Annotated in this window: 16 protein-coding genes; 5 read left to right on the top strand and 11 right to left on the bottom strand. The window is 68.6% G+C overall.

Going from position 1 to position 16,387, the window contains the following annotated elements; genetic code table 11:
• Positions 1–36 precede the first annotated feature (36 nt).
• From VHB92_RS08670 to VHB92_RS08660, 3 genes are all read right to left on the bottom strand, one after another.
• Complete coding sequence (locus VHB92_RS08670; RefSeq protein ID WP_325453352.1) at positions 37–486, bottom strand: GNAT family N-acetyltransferase; 450 nt, start codon at positions 484–486, stop codon at positions 37–39.
• Between the two features lie 237 nt (positions 487–723).
• Positions 724–1,083, bottom strand: a complete 360-nt coding sequence (locus tag VHB92_RS08665) for a carboxymuconolactone decarboxylase family protein (protein WP_325453351.1) — start codon at positions 1,081–1,083, stop codon at positions 724–726.
• Between the two features lies 1 nt (position 1,084).
• Positions 1,085–2,671, bottom strand: a complete 1,587-nt coding sequence (locus VHB92_RS08660) for an APC family permease (protein ID WP_325453350.1) — start codon at positions 2,669–2,671, stop codon at positions 1,085–1,087.
• Positions 2,672–2,904: 233 nt separating this feature from the next.
• Here VHB92_RS08660 and VHB92_RS08655 point away from each other — a divergent pair, with 233 nt between their 5' ends.
• From VHB92_RS08655 to VHB92_RS08645, 3 genes are read left to right on the top strand one after another with little or no spacing between them, the layout of a single operon-like run.
• Positions 2,905–3,693 carry a helix-turn-helix transcriptional regulator gene (locus VHB92_RS08655; protein WP_325453349.1) on the top strand — a complete coding sequence of 263 codons (789 nt, stop codon included), beginning with the start codon at positions 2,905–2,907 and terminating at the stop codon, positions 3,691–3,693.
• Positions 3,693–4,859, top strand: a complete 1,167-nt coding sequence (locus VHB92_RS08650) for a MalY/PatB family protein (protein ID WP_325453348.1) — start codon at positions 3,693–3,695, stop codon at positions 4,857–4,859. The genes VHB92_RS08655 and VHB92_RS08650 overlap by 1 nt, the downstream gene beginning before the upstream one ends.
• On the top strand, positions 4,856–6,154 hold the full coding sequence (locus VHB92_RS08645) for an MFS transporter (protein WP_325453347.1): 1,299 nt from the start codon (positions 4,856–4,858) through the stop codon (positions 6,152–6,154). The genes VHB92_RS08650 and VHB92_RS08645 overlap by 4 nt, the downstream gene beginning before the upstream one ends.
• 189 nt (positions 6,155–6,343) lie before the next feature.
• Here the strand turns inward: VHB92_RS08645 and VHB92_RS08640 are convergent, their stop codons facing one another.
• From VHB92_RS08640 to VHB92_RS08605, 8 genes are all read right to left on the bottom strand, one after another.
• Positions 6,344–7,105, bottom strand: coding sequence for an SCO1664 family protein (locus VHB92_RS08640; protein ID WP_325453346.1), 762 nt, complete (start codon positions 7,103–7,105; stop codon positions 6,344–6,346).
• 7 nt (positions 7,106–7,112) lie between these two features.
• The gene (locus tag VHB92_RS08635) at positions 7,113–7,652 is read right to left on the bottom strand and encodes a DUF3090 domain-containing protein (RefSeq protein ID WP_325453345.1); all 540 of its coding nucleotides are present in this window, start codon (positions 7,650–7,652) and stop codon (positions 7,113–7,115) included.
• Between the two features lie 10 nt (positions 7,653–7,662).
• Positions 7,663–8,439, bottom strand: coding sequence for an MSMEG_4193 family putative phosphomutase (locus VHB92_RS08630; RefSeq protein ID WP_325453344.1), 777 nt, complete (start codon positions 8,437–8,439; stop codon positions 7,663–7,665).
• Positions 8,440–8,479: 40 nt separating this feature from the next.
• The gene (locus VHB92_RS08625; protein ID WP_325453343.1) at positions 8,480–10,510 is read right to left on the bottom strand and encodes a GMC oxidoreductase; all 2,031 of its coding nucleotides are present in this window, start codon (positions 10,508–10,510) and stop codon (positions 8,480–8,482) included.
• An 18-nt stretch (positions 10,511–10,528) separates the two neighbouring features.
• A complete protein-coding gene (locus VHB92_RS08620) occupies positions 10,529–11,851 on the bottom strand; it encodes an ABC transporter substrate-binding protein (RefSeq protein ID WP_325453342.1) in 1,323 nt (440 codons plus the stop codon).
• A 218-nt stretch (positions 11,852–12,069) separates the two neighbouring features.
• Positions 12,070–13,131 (bottom strand): LacI family DNA-binding transcriptional regulator, encoded by a 1,062-nt coding sequence (locus VHB92_RS08615; protein ID WP_325453341.1) that lies wholly within the window; start codon positions 13,129–13,131, stop codon positions 12,070–12,072.
• Between the two features lie 83 nt (positions 13,132–13,214).
• Positions 13,215–13,667, bottom strand: coding sequence for a universal stress protein (locus tag VHB92_RS08610; protein WP_325453339.1), 453 nt, complete (start codon positions 13,665–13,667; stop codon positions 13,215–13,217).
• Positions 13,668–13,733: 66 nt separating this feature from the next.
• Positions 13,734–14,402, bottom strand: coding sequence for a VOC family protein (locus VHB92_RS08605; protein WP_325453337.1), 669 nt, complete (start codon positions 14,400–14,402; stop codon positions 13,734–13,736).
• Between the two features lie 263 nt (positions 14,403–14,665).
• Here VHB92_RS08605 and VHB92_RS08600 point away from each other — a divergent pair, with 263 nt between their 5' ends.
• Both VHB92_RS08600 and mgrA read left to right on the top strand, forming a co-directional pair.
• Entirely contained in the window at positions 14,666–15,241 is a 576-nt protein-coding gene (locus VHB92_RS08600) for an HhH-GPD-type base excision DNA repair protein (protein WP_325453335.1), read from the top strand.
• Positions 15,242–15,359: 118 nt separating this feature from the next.
• Positions 15,360–16,387: L-glyceraldehyde 3-phosphate reductase (gene mgrA / locus VHB92_RS08595; RefSeq protein WP_325453333.1), on the top strand; the 1,028-nt coding region annotated here is incomplete at its 3' end.

Here is a 16,387-nt window from a genome sequence, read left to right as displayed (position 1 = left end):
CCGCGACCTGAGCGTCCTCCGCCGACGTGCGCATCCTCAGTGACGCGCGGTGACGACACCGGGACTCTCCGGATCGATGAGGTCCTCGTACTGCGGATGCTTGTCGATGAAGGTGCGCACGATCGGGCAGAGATTGGTCACCTTCTTGCCCTGGTGCCGGATGTCGTCGAGCACCTGGCGGATCATCTCCGTGGCGACTCCGTGCCCTCGGAACTCTGGATACACCGCCGCGGCCAGCAGCACGAGGCGATCGGCCGTGCGGTTGTACGTGATCCCGCCGACGGCGGTGTCACCGATGATCGCCGTGTAGACCTGGTTCTTCTCTTCGTTGACGATGGTGAGGTTCAGGTCCGCGTCGTCGTCCGCCTCCGCCACCTGCCCGATGAGCGTGACCTGATCCTCGGTGAGGGTTCCCACCCCATCCGGGTAACCGGCTTCATCCGGGTACTCGAACCGGTAGTCGTTCGACGAGTTCGCGGATGTCATGCGGTGCCCTTTCGAGAGACGAACACGGGATCGACGGCCGAGCGGTCCGCGGCTGCCGCCGGATCCCGAGCCCACTGACCCTCTGCCGTGTGCCGTGTGCCGTGTGCCGAGCGCGGTCAGACCGCCGGCTCCAGGGCGACACCGCTCGCCGTACGATCCCAGTCTAGGCGAACTGGACTATGTCGTCCAATCTCTGAGGCGCGCTCCGGCGAGCCGGCAGACACCGCGCCGCTCGCCCTAGTGCTCGCCCGTCTCTCGCAGGTAGTGCTTCATCGCCTGGAAGCCGTGCGCGATGGCACCGCCTGCTCGCAGCGCGGCCGCGATGAACACCGTCTCGGAGATCTCCTCCTCACTCGCACCCTGTGCGGCAGCTGCCTTCGTGTGCGCCTCGATGCAGTAGACGCACTGCGTGGTCAGCGCGACGGCCAGCGCCATCAACTCCGTGTATTTGCGCGGGATCGCCATGTCGTCCCGACGGAGCGCGGCATCGTCGAACGCGGTCAGCGCCGCGAACGTGCCCGGCGCGCTCCGCCGCAGCTGACGGGCGAACTGCTTGTCGCGCGGGTCGTGGTAGTGCTCGGCGTACGGCTCGGTCATCTCAGACCTCCCTTTCGTTCATCCGGCTCGACCGGTTCATGCGGCCTGCCTCGTTCATCCGGCTGGATTCGTCTGCGCGGGTGGACCATTCGCCCTCCCTGCTGAGAGTCGGAAGCTCGCCGTTCTCGCCGAAGCCCACCTTGGGCAGCCCCGTGGCATCCAGGCTGATGACCTCGCGCTCCGCGCCGACGACGCCGTCGATGGTGCGTGTGCTGCCGGTCACCGTGTCACCGCGCGCCAGGCGGTCGAGCTGGACCGCTCGCGCATGCCGGTACCGGAACGCGAACACCACCACCCCGAGCAGAACCCACACCCCGAGAGCCGCCCACACCACCACGGTGACGCCGTCGGTGAGGAGGTAGAACTGGTAGCCGCAGACGGCGATGCCGACGATCGTGAACACCCAGTGCAGCCAGAGCGGCAGTTTGAACGGCGACTGCGCGTACCGCTCCGGGAAGAGATACCGCATGCGGATCGAGGCGAGGATCACGATCACGAACGTGATCTGTCCGATCAGGCTGCCGACGCTTCCGATCACGCTGATGTCGATGTGGGCGACGGCGGGAACGATGCCGATCACGAACATCATGCACAGCAGCCAGTGCGGGGTGCCGAACCGCTTGTTCACCGCTCCCACTCGCTTCGGGAACCAGCCGTCGTCCACGGCGGCGAGCGCGCTCTTGGATCCCCAGAGCATCTGCGCGTTCATGGTGCCGATGACGGCGACCACGGCGCCGCCGAGGATGAAGAAGTACCACATCCACGGCGGCATGAACGTCTTGGCGACCACCGACAGCGGCTCTCCCGCCACCTTCGCGATGGGGAGGACGCCGGCAGCGGGTAGCGCTATGAGCACGTACATCACGGCGGCGAAGACGGTGCCCCCGATGACGGCCGTCGGGATCGTGCGGCCGGGCTTCTTCATCTCACGGCCGAGCTCGGCCACGACCGTGCCGCCGCCGGTCGCGAAGGTGAGCAGCGCGGCGGCCTGCAGCAGCTTGAGCGTTCCGTTCGGGATCACCGGCGGATACGCTGTCCAGTGCACGTTGAGCAGGCCCATCACGATGAAGCATCCGAACGCGAGAAGCATGATGCCCGCGAGCACGATGCCGATCCGGGCCGAGAACGACGCGCCCATCAGGTTCGCGACGAAGAAGATCGAGATCAGCGCGACGCACACGACCGTCGGGTCGAACCACGGATTGAGACTGTTCAGGTAGCTGCCTGCGGCCAGTCCGTACAGGCTGAGGCTCGCCATCTGGATGATGAAGAACCACAGATTGACGAAGCCCATGATGGGATGCACGAGCTTCGTCGCGTACGTGTAGGTGCCGCCGACCACGGGCATCGAAGCCCCGAGCGTGGCGATCGGCACCGACACGATCAGGATGGCGATGGCCGCGACGATGAAGGCGATCGGCACGCCGCCCCCGGTCATCGCGATGGCCACGCCGGTCAGCGAGACGACTCCGCCGCCGACTATCTGGTGGAAAGAGATACCCAGCGCCTGCGGCGTCGTGATCGTTCTCTTCAGGTTCTCCTGGTTCAGGGTCTCCTTGTTCAGCGTTCCGGCTGAGGGGGCATTCATGTCACTCTCCGTTTCGCGATCAGCCCGCGACTCTGCGGGATCGGGCCGACGACGATGTCAACGGCCCATCGAGTGCTTCAACATCTTGTGCAATCTCCACACATTCCTTCGGTTTTGTCAATGATTTGTTGATGCCGTCCACGCTTCGTTGACTTCGTCGGGTGTTTGCCCCATGCTCGTGGTGGATCGCGCACACGATGCGTCACGGTCCCCGACAGAAAGAGACCAGTCACATGGCCGATAAGCGTCCCAAGGTGACGGCGCCCGCCGGCATCGCTCCGGACATCCGTCCGACGGTCGACGGAGAGCGCCTGATCGCGGTGTTCTCCGCGCTCGTCGAACCGCTGGGCAGATCGCTGCCGCCGTCGACCGAGGTCGTGCTGCACGACCTGAGCAAGCTGCCGAACTCGATCGTGGCGATCCACGGCGAGGTGACCGGGCGCAGAGTCGGCGACCCCGCGACCGATCTGCTGCTGAAGAAGCTCAATGAGCTCTCGGAGGACTACAACGTGGGGTACGAGACCCACTTGGCGGACGGGAGGCGCATCCGGTCGTCGACCATGATCATCCGGGATGTGACCGGTCAGCCGGTCGCCGCGCTCTGCCTGAACTCCGACCTGTCGGTCTGGGAGTCGGTGCAGGACATCGCGGCGTCCATGCTCGAGGTCACCGGCGTCCGCCACCCGGCGAAGCCGAAGGGCGAGTCGAGGATCGATGCTGCACCCGCTGCCGAGAGCGCGGACCCCGAGGTGTTCGTGACCGACGTCGATCAGCTGGCCGCGCACCTCATCCGGCAGGCCGTGTCGAACGTGGATGTGCCCGTCGAACTGATGCAGAAGCGGCACAAGGTTGCCGTGGTGCGCGACCTCAAGGACCGCGGCATGTTCCATCTGCGCGACGCGATCGACATGATCGCGACCACGCTCGGAGTCACCCGATTCACCATCTACAACTACTTGAACGAGATCGCCGACGAGGACGAGTCCGACGACGAGCCCCTGCCGATCGGAAAGGAAGCGTGATGACCGACACCCACCCCTACGACACGATCGCCCAGGAGCGGCTGCGCGAGATCGGCAGCCTGAAGTGGTCGATGTTCCCCGGCAAGATCGGCGCGTTCGTGGCCGAGGCGGACTTCGGATGTGCACCCGCGATCACAAAGGCGCTCCACGACACGGTGGACGACGGCCTCTTCGGCTACCTGCCAACGGCGGCATCGGATGCGATGTCAGAGGCGTGTGCGGCATGGCAGGAGTCGCACTACGGCTGGAAGGTGCCCGCCGATCGCGTGCATCCGATCCCCGACGTGATCAAGGGGCTCGAGGTCACCATCGAGCACTTCTCCGCCCCCGGGTCGAAGATCGTGCTGCCCACGCCCGCGTACATGCCGTTCCTCTCCGTGCCGCCGACGCTCGGCCGCGAGGTCATCCAGGTGCCGATGCTCGTGCGCGACGATCGGTACGAGTTCGACCTCGACGGCATCGACAGGGCGTTCCGTGACGGCGGCGGCCTGCTGATCCTGTGCAACCCGTACAACCCGCTCGGCCGCGTGTTCACCAGAGACGAGCTCCTCGCCGTGTGCGAGGTCGTCGAGCGCAACGGGGGCCGGGTCTTCTCCGACGAGATCCACGCGCCGCTCGTGTACCCGGGCGGCAAGCACATCCCGTATGCGAGCGTGTCGGCGGTCGCCGCTTCTCACACCGTCACGTCGACCAGCGCGTCGAAGGCGTGGAACCTGCCTGGGCTGAAGTGCGCGCAGATCATCATCAGCAACGACCAGGATGCCGCGGTCTGGGAGCGCGTCGGGTTCATGGCGAGCCACGGCGCCAGCAACCCCGGCGTCATCGCGAACACTGCCGCGTACTCGCACGGCGGCGAATGGCTGGCCGAGACGCTCGACTACCTCGACGGCAACCGGAGACTTCTGGGCGAGCTGCTCGCCGAGCACCTGCCCGAGATCGGCTATACCGCTCCCGAAGGCACGTACATCGGATGGTTGGATGCCCGCGCACTCGAACTCGAAGTCGCGCCCGCAGACTTCTTCCGCGAGCGCGCCGGCGTGGTGATGACGGACGGATCCGCCTGCGGTGACGCAGGCGTGGGGTTCATGCGGTTCATCTTCGCGACGCCGCGGCCCATCATCGAACAGGCGGTCGTGCAGATGGCCGACGCCGTGAGACGCCGGTGACGCAGCCCGCGACGACACCGTCGAGGGCCGTGCACGACCCGACGTTCGCGAACCGGATGCGGCTGGTGGCCGCGCAGCTGCTGTGCGGCGTGGGCATCGCCTCGGGCGTCGCGGTCGGCGGCGTGCTCGCCGAGAAGCTCTCCGGGGTGATGGGCGTCGCCGGGTTCGCGCAGACCGCGAGCATCGTGGGCGCGGGGCTCATGGCCATCCCTCTGGCGCGGCTCGCGGTTCGGCACGGACGCCGCTGGTCGCTGACGCTCGGCTTCACGACGGCCGCCGTCGGAGCGGTGCTCATTCTCATCGCGGCAGCGACGGACCAGTTCTGGCTCTACCTGGTCGCCATGGTGCTCTTCGGCTCCGGCACAGCGACCAACCTGCAGTCCCGGTATGCCGCCATGGAGTTCTCGCGCCCCGGCGCGGAAGCACGATCGATGTCCATCGTGCTGTGGGCGACCACCGTCGGATCCATCGCCGGACCGAACCTCTCGGCTCCCGGCGCCGCCGTCGGCACAGCGTTCGGTCTGATGCCGCTGAGCGGCCCCTACCTGTTCTCGCTGGTCGGCTTCGTGCTCGCTGCCGTGGTGACCCTCGGCATCCGCCCCCTTGCCGGTCACCGTCCCGGCAACGACCCCGCTCCCGCCGACGCGCCGTCAGTCGGCGCGCTCTCCGCGCTGCATCTCGCCCTCAGAGCACCGCAGGCGGTCTTCGCCATCGCCTGCATCGTCGCCGGCCAGATGATGATGACGGCCGTGATGGTCATGACGCCCGTGAGCATGAACAACGACGGGATGTCGCTGGAGATCGTGGGCATCGTCATCAGCGTGCACATCGTCGGGATGTACGCGGCGAGCCCCGTGTTCGGCTGGCTGACCGACAAGACGAGCCCGCAGACCGTCGCGTGGCTCGGCGCCGCCCTCTTCGTCTGCTCGTTCGCGCTCGGCGCCTGGGATGGCGCGAGCGGGCATTCCGCGATGCCGCGCCTCATGGTCGCCCTGCTGCTCCTCGGCCTCGGCTGGTCGGCGTGCCTCATCGGCGGGTCGGCGATGCTGGTCGAATCGGTGCCGGCGCACATCCGGGTTCCGCTCCAGGGCGGCGTCGATGCGTCCATGAACTTCGGTGCTGCCGCGCTCGGCGCACTGGCGGGGCCCGTGCTCGCCCTCGGCGGGTTCTTCGCCGTCAACGTCATGGCCGCGGTCGTGCTGGCGGCGCTCGTCGGTGCCGGCATCCGTGCCGCCGTGCGACGCTCCGCCGGTGCGGCGGGAACGATCGAGGCCGCCGCCGCGCGAGAGGACTGAGGACGCGGGCACGCGCGCTGCCGTGGCGTGCCGCGTGCCTGACACCCGGCCGGTCTCCCCTTCTACCCTGCGCACAAGGACGCGGGATAGACATCAGTCGAGCCTGAGCAGCGACCCGTCCTCACCAGAGGTGGGCGATCGCCTACGGTGTGTCGCGGCGTGCCGAGGTGGCTGGCGAACGGAACGGCGTCAGAACAGGGGCCACGGGGTGGCCGGCATCCATCCGCTCGGCTCAGGGAACCTCCGCGTGGCCAGCAGGCGCCTGCACCGTTCGCCGAACGCTTCGAGCTCGTCCGGAGTGAGCAGCGGGTCGAGCCGTCGGCCGAGCTCGCCGTCGAGGGATGCGAGCACCCGCCCAACGCCGTCGGCCTCCTCCGTGCTCAGCGGCTCGCCGATCCAGCCCCAGAGCACCGTGCGCAGCTTGTGCTCGGTGTGGAACGTGAGGCCGTGGTCCACTCCGAACCTGTGTCCGTCCGGCATCGCCAGCACGTGGCCGCCCTTGCGGTCCGCGTTGTTCACCATCGCGTCGAAGACGGCCATCTTGCGCAGCGCCGCCGAGTCCTCGTGCACGAGCGCGACGGGGCGGTCATCCTCGCCGGGTCCCTCGAACACCGTGCACCACCCGCTGTCCGGCACGGCGTCAAGCGGCACCACGTCGACCGCGTCGTGCGTGGTGTCGACCTGCTGCCACAGCTGCAGCATCCCGGGGCCGAACGGGCCCTCGCCCAGCCAGGTGGGCGGCACGATGTTCCAGCCCAGGTGCTCGGAGACGACGTAGGCGGCGACCTCGCGATCCGCGAGATCGCAGTCCGGGAAGTCCCATAGTGGCTTCTCGCCCTCACGCGGCTTGTACACCACGGGCAGGCCGTCGATGGATGCCAGGAACGTCTCGTTCGACGCGGCAGGGATGCGCGCGACGACCTCCACCTCGCCGATCGGCTGCGCGGTCACGGGCGGCTCACAGACCGCCGGGCATCGAGCACACGTGGCCGCCGGGATCGATGGGCTGGCCGCAGACCGGACACAACGGCCGCCCTGAGGCCACGATGTCACGGGTCGAGCGCACGAATGCGCGGGCGGTGCCGACGGGCATCCTGATGACGAGCGCCTCCTCCGGCTGCTCCTCCTCGGAATCCGGGTCCTCGTCGAGCTCGACATCGGAGTACGCCTGCACGACCAGCTGCGACGTCGTCGGATCCCAGCCGAGCCCGATCGTGCCGGTGCGGAACTGCTCGTCGACCGGTTCGAGCGGCTCGGTGTCGATGAGCTCGGCAGGCGCGTCGGACGGGATGCGGTACGGGTTGCCCTCCTGCATGAGCTCGTCGAGCATGCGGTCCATGTGCATGGCGAGCAGAGCGGACTGCTCTTTCTCGAGGAGCACGCTCACCACGCGTCTGCCCTGCCTGACCTGAAGATAGAACGCGCGGGAACCCGGCTCGCCTATCGTGCCGACGAGCACACGGTCCGGCCAATCGAAGTCGTGGACGACGGTGGGCATGCCGTCAAGCTTAAGAGGGCGTCCTCTGGCTCGTCGGGCGATCCGAGCCGCCGTAAACCTCAGCGCCGCCGTCAGCCTCGGAGCGGCCGTGAGCCTCGGTGCCGCCCGTGCCTGCTCCTCCCCCGAGGGGTGCATCCGAGTCGACCACGCCGTCGCGCAACCACGACAGGTCGCCGGCATCCGTATTGGTCGCGATCACGCGCGGGTTGCCTGCTCCGTAGTGCACGATCGAGACGGATGCCGGGCCGACGCTGATGCGCTGGAACAGGTCGAGGTGCATGCCGAACGCGTCGGCGAGCACCGACTTGATCACGTCGCCGTGACTCACGGCCGCCCACACCGCCTTGGCGCCGTGCTCTGCGGTGATCGCCGCGTCGTGCCGCCGCACGGCCGCGACCGCCCTGGCCTGCATCGCCGCCATGGACTCGCCGCCCGGGAAGACCACGGATGCCGGGTTCGCCTGTACGTGCGCCCACAGCTTCTCGCGCGCCAGCTCCTGCAGCTTGCGGCCCTGCCACTGCCCGTAGTCGCACTCGGTGAGGCCGTGCTCGACGGAGAACGACGGCGAACCGGACTGGCGCTCCAGCACCATGCGGGAGGTCTCGCGGCACCGCTCCAGCGGGCTGGACACGACGCCCACCAGGCGAACCGCCGCCAGTCGGTCGGCCGTGCGCTCGGCCTGCGCGCGTCCCACGTCGTCGAGCCCGACGCCAGCGGCCCGTCCGACCAGCACGCCTGCCGCGTTGGCCGCGGTGCGTCCGTGACGGATGAGGATCACCGTGGCCATGCTTAGAGCCTAGGGCGGCCGCCTCGCCTCCGCGGGTTCGTCAGGCCTCCCGGAGCATCGCATCCATCGTGCGGTACGCGTTGGCCATGACCGTCAGCACGGGGTTCACGCCGCCGTTCGTCACGTGCACGGAGGCGTCGACCACATGCACATTCGGATGCCCCCACACGCGCCCATAGGGATCCACGACACTCGTCGCCGGGTCGGAACCCATGCGGCACGTGCCGGCCTGGTGCTGCCCGGAACTGGGCGCCCGGTCGTTGCGTCCGCGTCCGATCACGGCGACGGCGGAGGCTCCGGATGCCGTTAGCCAGTCGGCGGCCCGGGCGGCCAGGAAGTCGCGCGCCCGGTAGTCCTCCTCGTGCACATGGCCGCTCAGGCGGGCGACGGGCGTACCGAGGTCGTCGGTGACCGACGCGTCGACCGTCACGCGGGACTCGCGGCTGGTCAGCTCCTGCACCGGGCCCATGATGCGCATCATCCGGTTGGCGAGCCGTCGCATCCCCGCCTTCGACTCGGCGCCGAACGGCGGGATGAATCCGCCGGAGACGAGGTAGCGGTACGTGTTCGACGGCGTCGGCACGAACTCGTTGGCGATCATCCCGCCGCCGATGATGCCGTCGTTGCCGTGCTGGTACGCGGTCGTGGCGATCGAGGGTCCGGGTCCGAGCAGGTCGACGACGTCGTCGTCGAACACCCCGGTCGCGCCGCCATAGGTGTGTCCCTGGAGGTGTCTGCCGACCTGGTCGCTGTTGTTGCCGACCCCCATCGGCTCCTTCTCGGACGTGCTGTTCAGCAACAGGCGGGCGCTCTCGATGGCGCCGGCCGCGACGACGATCTGCTCGGCATGGAGGTCCCTGGTCCACACACCGGTATCCCCACGTCCGGCCACCCGAACGCCGACGACCCTGCCCGCCGTGTCGGTGAGCAGTCGCTGCGCCCTCGTCCGGATGACGATCGAGCAGTTCCCGGTGCCGACCGCACGGGCCAGTGTGGTGTTCTGACTCCCGTTCTTGGCGTCGACGGGACAGGCGAATCCGACGCACATGGCGCACTGCACGCACGCGGCACGACCGAGATACGGCTGGGAATTGATGAGCAGCGGCGGCGCGACGGTGGGAAGACCGAGCGCGGCGGCGCCGCGGGCGAGCACCGTGTTCGAGACGCCTCCCGGCAACGGCGGCATCGGGTACGGGCCGGATCGAGGGCCGGCGTTCGGCATCGGCACGTCTGATCCACTCACCCCCACGTCCCATTCGGCTCTGAGGTAGTACGGCTCCAGCTCGTCATAGCCGAACGGCCAGTCGGCGAGCGCGCTGCCCTCCGGAACGCCGTACGTGCTGGCCATCCGGAAGTCGGTCGGCGAGAACCGCCAGGCCTGCGCGCCGTACACCCGGGTTCCACCGCCCACGGTGAACGCGTTGTTGCCCCATCCGGCATCCGTCGGCTGCACGACGTGGTCGCCGGTTGCGTTCCGCAGAACGCGCGGATGCCCGTGAGCATCCGGCCCGCTCAGGGGAGCGACGCCCCAGTCCGATCGTGGGTTCCTGATGTGGTCAGAGGCGAGTTCAGCCGTATCCGGCCACGATCCGCCCTCGACGACGAGCACACGGCGCCCCGCGGCCGACAGCTCGGCCGCCGCGATGCCGCCTCCCGCACCGGAGCCGACGACGATCACGTCGTATCGATCGGCGAGCTCGCCGGGAGAGATGAGCCCTGCCCGCCGATCGCTCACCGACACGGCGGACGGCCATCCTCCGACGGGCTCGGGACGCCACCCGATCATCCGCCACGAGGCGGCGCCCGTGTTGCCTCCGTTGCGGGGTTCTGCGTAATAGCCGCCGCTCACCAGATCCGCGAACCACGGCCACTCCGGATGCGACGTCGGCGTCTGCGCCTCGATCAGCGCTTCGAGTCGTGGAATCCAGTCCGGCCGGTCCGCGAGCATCCCGGCCAGGAACCGCGCAGCGCCCGCCTGCGATGCCGAAGGCCAGTCGTCGGCCGGCAGCACGAGGTCGGCGAGCTCGGCGATCCGCGCCGCGCGCCGCGCGACGAAGGTTTCGGCATCCATCACTCGTTCGCGCCCCGACTACTTCTTCTTCTTGATGACGCTCTCGAGCGACGTCTGCAACGTCTCGAGAAGCTGCTTCGACGAACGGCCGCCCTGGATGATCTCCTGCACGAACGTCGCGGTCGCCGAGCCGCCGTCGACCGTGTTCAGCGCAGCGAACGCGTGGTCGGTCCGCGCGCCGATCGTCTTGCCGATCGGCTGCCACTCGCTCACCGACTTGACCAGGTTCTTGTTGTTCTGGATGATCGGCAGGTCGGTGATGCTCTTCTTCACGGGTAGATCCGTTTCGACGCCGCTCGTCCAGTACTGGTGGATCTGGTCCAGGTACCAGGCGAGGAACGCCTCTGACGACTCCTGCGACGGCGTGGTCGAGAACATCATCAGCGGGTTGATGTAGTAGACCGTTCCGGTGTCGCCGTGAGCGGCCTTGATCGGGCTGATGACCTCGACATCGGACTGCTCGTCGGGGCGGAACGTCTTGTCGAGCCCGGTCTGGTTGAACCCCATTCCCACGTGCCCGTTCGTCCAGTCGTTCGCCAGGTTCGTGTTGGTGTAGCTGATGGCATGCGGGTCGATGATCCCCTTGGCGACACACTCACCGAGGAAGTCCAGCGTCTCGATGTTGCGGTCCGTCACGCAGTCCAGGTTGCCGTCGGCGTCGAACATGCCACCGCCGTTGTTGATCATGAGAGCGGAGACGGTGTGCTGCGCATCCGTCGTCGTGCTGCCCGCGGCGAGGCCGAGACCGACCACACCGATCTTCTGCAGCGCCTGTCCCGCCTTGATGAACGAGTCCCAGTCGGTGGGGATCTCTGCGCCGGCCTTCTCCAGCAGCGACTTGCGTACCCACAGCACGCGCAGGTCCATCGACCACGGAACGGCGGCGTATCCCTTCGACGTCTTCATCTGGTCGAGCACGCCGGGGAGGAAGTCGTTCGTGCCGTTGCGGTCGAGCCGCTTCACCAGCCCATCCGCCGGCACGACGGAACCCTGGTCGAGAAGGTAGAACGGCAGGAAAGCTGCTCCTGAGGCGACCGCCGGCGTGGTCTTGGATGCCGCTGCGGACGTGAACACCTGGTTCCAGTTGGCCCATGGTACCGACTGATACTTCACGCCCAGATTCGACCCGGAGGGTCGATACGAGCCCGCGATCTTCTTCGCCTCCGACGTGTAGGTGTTGCCCGTTCCCCACACCATGTCCCAGAACTTCAGCGTGCCGGTCGTGGAACCGGAACCGGATGGCGCCGACGAGCAGGCGGCCAGGCCGAACGTGATGGCGGCCGCACCGCTCATGGTCAGGAATCCGCGTCTGCTCACGCGGCCGGGTTCGTGCACCTGCATCTTGAACTCCTTCGTTCGGTGCTTTCGCGGGTGAGCGCCTCATCGGCGCGGATGTCACGGTGGGTCACGGCGACGGTAGTACAGAACCGGTTTAGTAGTCAATCGCTAAACCGGTTCTTTTTCTGAAGTTCGCTCGCACCCGACCGCGGTCGCAGGCCGCACCCGAGCGCTTCGCTCCGTCGCGTGCGGCCCAGCCGCGCGCGGTTCGCGCTCGCGCACTACGCCGCGGCGGGACCCACGCTCGCGCGCTCGACCAGCGTGGGCACCGGAAGCCAGACATCCGCTCCCGCCGAGCCGACGGCCTCGATCAAGCGACGGGTCAGCGCCCGCCCGTACTCCACGACCGGATGCGCCAGCGCCGTGATCGCGGGCAGTGCCGCCTCGCACAGCTCGGAATCGATGAACGACGCGATCGAGATGTCCTGGGGAACGCGGCGCCCGGCACCCGCGAGGGCCGACAGGCCGGCGAGGGCCATGATGTCGCTGTCGAAGACTATGAAGGTCGGTGGGGATGCCGCTTCGATCGTTCGCAGCGCGGCTTCCGCACCGGCGCCGGGGCCGTAGTCCGTGTAGAGGGTGACCACCTTGGCCTGATTTCGGCGGGCCCAGGACTCGACGGCTCGCTCCCGGAGCACCACAGCGGCCTTCCCGGGGTCGCCGCTGATCCAGCCGATCCGACGGTGACCGTGCTCGAGCGCGTGATCCAGGAGCGCGGAGACCGTCTCGGTCTCCCGGAACCAGACGCTCGCCGTCGGAGGGCCGACGGGGAGCGTTGCGGTCCGCAACTCGGCTCGCATGGCATCCTCGCCCGCGACCGTGCTGCGGAACGCCGCGAACGGCAGCTCGAGTGCACGCAACTCGTCGAAGCGCGTCTCGGTCGCATCCACGTCGGTCACGAGAACACCGCCCACTCGACGTTCGGCTGCCCACCGCCGGTAGAGATCGGCCTCCGCTTCTCGGTCGCTCACCAGTTTCGCGACCAGCGAGAGGTCGGTCTCTTCGAGCTCGAGCTCGATGCCCGAGAACAACTGGGTGAAGTACGGGTCGATCGCCGGGGTCTTGGCACTGCGGACGATCGCCCAGCCGATCGAATCGCTCCGCGATCCGGAGAGCGCGCGCGCCACCCGATTCGGTGACCAGCCGAGTCGGACCGCCGCTTCCTTGACGCGCTGCCGAGTCGCTTCCGACACCCCGGGCTGGTCGTTCAGCGCGTTGGATGCCGCACCCTTGCTCACGCCGGCGGCTCGCGCCACGTCGCTGATGGTGATACGACCCGGCATGTGCCGAACTCTATCGGGCGGCGCGGCGCGGTTCGCAGGGAACGCCGTCGACGCGCACGCCGCCTAGCGCCACACGCCGGCCCTCACCGCACGATGAGCACAGGCCTGTTCGCGTGCGCCGCGCACTCCGCGCTCACCGAGCCGAGCAGCAGGCCGGCGAAACCGCCGCGTCCGCGCGATCCGAGCACGAGCATCTCCGCCCCCGTGCTCCGCTCCACCAGCACCTGCGCAGGATGCCCGTACTGCACGACGGTGGTCAGGAGCGGCGGGATGTCGGTGCCATAGGCATCCTTCACCGCCTCGTCCAGCGTCTGTCTGGCGATCTCCTCGAACGACGGCTCGGCGGACATGGCGTACGGGGACAGCGAGACCGGGTAGCTCCACGTCGTCACGGCTTCGATGCGCGCACCGAGCAGCCGCGCCAGCCGATCGCCCTGCCGCAGAGCGGCGATGGACTGCTCGGATCCGTCGACGCCGACGACGACCTTCGGGCCGCTCGACTCGGTCTGCGACGTGTTCTCGCCTGTCTCGCTCATGACTCCAGCATGTGTCGCCGAGGCCGAACGCACCACCACCCGGACGGGTGATATGCGAAAAACGTGCTAGTCCTCGTCGTCCCACACCGTGTCGTCGACCCACGGGGCCACGTCGATCTCGTTGCCTTCGGCGTCGGCGAGCGTCCACCAGTGCGGCGCGTTGTCGTCGTTCGCGATCCGACCGCCCGCCGCCACCGCTGCCGCGATGCGCGCCTCGGCCTGATCACGAGGCAGGGCGAGGTCGATGTGGATGCGATTGCGCTGCGGTCGCGGCGCATCCATCTGCTGGAACCACACGGTCGGACCGATGCGGCGGGGATCGACGAGCACGACGTCGTCCCGCCGGTCGTAGCCGAGCACGGCCTGCCAGAACGGCAGAACGGCCGGGATGTCCATGGCATCGATCGCCACCTGCACCGCGTGCACGCTGGTCGGATCGGGCAGGATGCCGAGCCGCCGCGCGGCATCCTCGATCTGCACGGCGAGCGCGGCATCCAGGTTGCTGAGCCCCGCCACCTCGCGAGTCTGGAGTCGGACCGTGACGGCCGCCTCACGCAGGTCGACGTCGGGATGGTGGCCGGCGGCATCCGCCAGCTCGCCGATCGCGCGCACGAGCTCAACCCCGTTCGCGAACGAGCCGGTGGCGAAGCAGGCCGTGGCCCCGCCGTAGACAAGGTGCCAGGTGGTGCCGGGGACTGCCTCGTGGAACTCCGTCACGGTGATGCGCTCGACCATCCGTACCTCCTGGGATCGAAGAGGCGTCGCGGGCCGCATTGCCCGGCGACGGTAGCTTCCATGCAATCCGGCGCCGGCGCGGCCGTCAACAGTTCGTGCACGGCGCGGGCCGCAGGGCTGGAGTATCGCGCCGCGGAGTCTGGGGAGCGGCGAAGCCTGGTGAGCGAGGCAGCAGGCGCGCAGGGCGGAGGCGCAGGGAAGAGCAGCGAACGGAAGCGGGCTCGACGAGGAAGAGCAGCGACCCGTCGTGGAATGATGGCGGCATGACCGGCACGCTGCACATCACCGGCGATGATGGCGCCGATGAACTGCTCTCAACGACCCCGCTCGCTCTGCTCCTCGGCATGCTGCTCGACCAGCAGGTCGCCATGGAGACCGCGTTCAGCGGTCCCGCCAAGATCCGCGATCGCATGGGCGGGCTGGATGCCGAGGCGATCGCCGAGGTGGATCCCGACGCCTTCGCCGCCCTGTGTTCGACGCCGCCTGCCGTGCACCGGTTCCCGGGCTCGATGGCCACTCGCATCCAGGCCGTGTGCCGCGCGATCGTCTCGGACTGGGGTGGCGACGCCGCCGCGATCTGGACGGAGGGCGACCCCGACGGGCCGGAGGTGCTGAAGCGGCTCAGAACGCTTCCCGGCTTCGGCGATCAGAAGGCGCGCATCTTCTTGGCGCTGCTCGGCAAGCAGTACGGATACGACGGCGCAGGCTGGAGAGAGGCTGCAGGCGAGTACGGCGAGCCGGGCTCGCACTGCTCCGTGGCCGACATCGTCGACGCCGAGTCGCTGGCCCGGGTGCGCGAGACCAAGAAGGCCGTGAAGGCCGCCGCGAAGACCCGCTGAGCACGCGCCGTGCGGCGCCGACACGAGAACAGACACACGAACAGCCGATGAGCACCATGCCCCGGCCCGCAGCACCAGGCTGGCTGCCACACCGAGGCGGAGGACGGGAGACACCCTCATGACCTACGTCGCACGCGACGACCGATACGACCGGATGCTGTACCGCCGCACGGGGAACAGCGGCCTCGACCTGCCGGCGCTGTCCCTCGGCCTGTGGCACAACTTCGGCGATGACCGGCCGCTCGAGACGCAACGGGCGATAGTGCGCCGCGCGTTCGACCTCGGCATCACGCACTTCGATCTGGCGAACAACTATGGCCCGCCCTACGGATCTGCCGAGACGAACTTCGGCCGGATCCTGCGCGAAGACCTGCTCCCGTACCGCGACGAGCTCGTGCTGTCCACGAAGGCCGGCTGGGACATGTGGCCGGGACCGTACGGCCAGGGAGGCGGCAGCCGCAAGTACATGCTCGCGAGCCTCGACCAGTCGCTGAAGCGCATGGGCGTCGACTACGTCGACATCTTCTACTCCCACCGTCCCGACCCCTCGACGCCGCTCGAAGAGACCATGGGCGCGCTGGACACCGCCGTGCGCAGCGGCAAAGCGCTCTATGTCGGCATCTCGTCGTACAGCGCGGATGACACGCGCAAGGCGGCCGCGATCCTCGCCGACCTCGGCACCCCGCTTCTCATCCACCAGCCGTCGTACTCGATGCTCAACCGCTGGATCGAGACCGAGGGCCTGCTCGAGGCCACCGAGGAGCTCGGCGTCGGCGTCATCGGCTTCACGGCGCTGGCACAGGGCATGCTGACCGGCAAGTATCTCAACGGCATCCCGGCCGGCTCACGCGCGGCCGAAGGGTCGTCGCTGTCCGACGAGTTGCTGTCCGAGGCGGCGCTGAACCGCATCCGTTCGCTCGCGGCCATCGCAGAGGACCGGGGCCAGACCCTGGCGCAGCTCGCGCTCGCCTGGGCGCTCCGCGACCCACGGGTGACCTCGCTCGTGATCGGCGCGAGCAGCCTGGACCAGCTCGAGCAGAACCTCGCGGCGCTGGACCACCTCGACTTCACCGACGACGAGCTCGCCGCCATCGACGAGCACGCCGTGGACTCGGGCGTGGACCTCTGGGCCGGCGCCCGGCTCGG

It is taken from the genome of Humibacter sp. (assembly GCF_035547335.1).
Lineage (GTDB): Bacteria > Actinomycetota > Actinomycetes > Actinomycetales > Microbacteriaceae > Humibacter.
Note: the sequence above shows the minus strand (reverse complement) of the source record. Positions and strands in the feature narration are given on the sequence as shown.

What these genes read in the sequence shown, in the direction of transcription:
- VHB92_RS08670 (WP_325453352.1), bottom strand. Translation starts at nt 486, where the DNA reads ATGACATCCGCGAACTCGTCGAACGACTACCGGTTCGAGTACCCGGAT.
- VHB92_RS08665 (WP_325453351.1), bottom strand. Translation starts at nt 1,083, where the DNA reads ATGACCGAGCCGTACGCCGAGCACTACCACGACCCGCGCGACAAGCAG.
- VHB92_RS08660 (WP_325453350.1), bottom strand. Translation starts at nt 2,671, where the DNA reads ATGAATGCCCCCTCAGCCGGAACGCTGAACAAGGAGACCCTGAACCAG.
- VHB92_RS08655 (WP_325453349.1), top strand. Translation starts at nt 2,905, where the DNA reads ATGGCCGATAAGCGTCCCAAGGTGACGGCGCCCGCCGGCATCGCTCCG.
- VHB92_RS08650 (WP_325453348.1), top strand. Translation starts at nt 3,693, where the DNA reads ATGACCGACACCCACCCCTACGACACGATCGCCCAGGAGCGGCTGCGC.
- VHB92_RS08635 (WP_325453345.1), bottom strand. Translation starts at nt 7,652, where the DNA reads ATGCCCACCGTCGTCCACGACTTCGATTGGCCGGACCGTGTGCTCGTC.
- VHB92_RS08630 (WP_325453344.1), bottom strand. Translation starts at nt 8,439, where the DNA reads ATGGCCACGGTGATCCTCATCCGTCACGGACGCACCGCGGCCAACGCG.
- VHB92_RS08625 (WP_325453343.1), bottom strand. Translation starts at nt 10,510, where the DNA reads ATGGATGCCGAAACCTTCGTCGCGCGGCGCGCGGCGCGGATCGCCGAG.
- VHB92_RS08620 (WP_325453342.1), bottom strand. Translation starts at nt 11,851, where the DNA reads ATGCAGGTGCACGAACCCGGCCGCGTGAGCAGACGCGGATTCCTGACC.
- VHB92_RS08615 (WP_325453341.1), bottom strand. Translation starts at nt 13,131, where the DNA reads ATGCCGGGTCGTATCACCATCAGCGACGTGGCGCGAGCCGCCGGCGTG.
- VHB92_RS08610 (WP_325453339.1), bottom strand. Translation starts at nt 13,667, where the DNA reads ATGAGCGAGACAGGCGAGAACACGTCGCAGACCGAGTCGAGCGGCCCG.
- VHB92_RS08605 (WP_325453337.1), bottom strand. Translation starts at nt 14,402, where the DNA reads ATGGTCGAGCGCATCACCGTGACGGAGTTCCACGAGGCAGTCCCCGGC.
- VHB92_RS08600 (WP_325453335.1), top strand. Translation starts at nt 14,666, where the DNA reads ATGACCGGCACGCTGCACATCACCGGCGATGATGGCGCCGATGAACTG.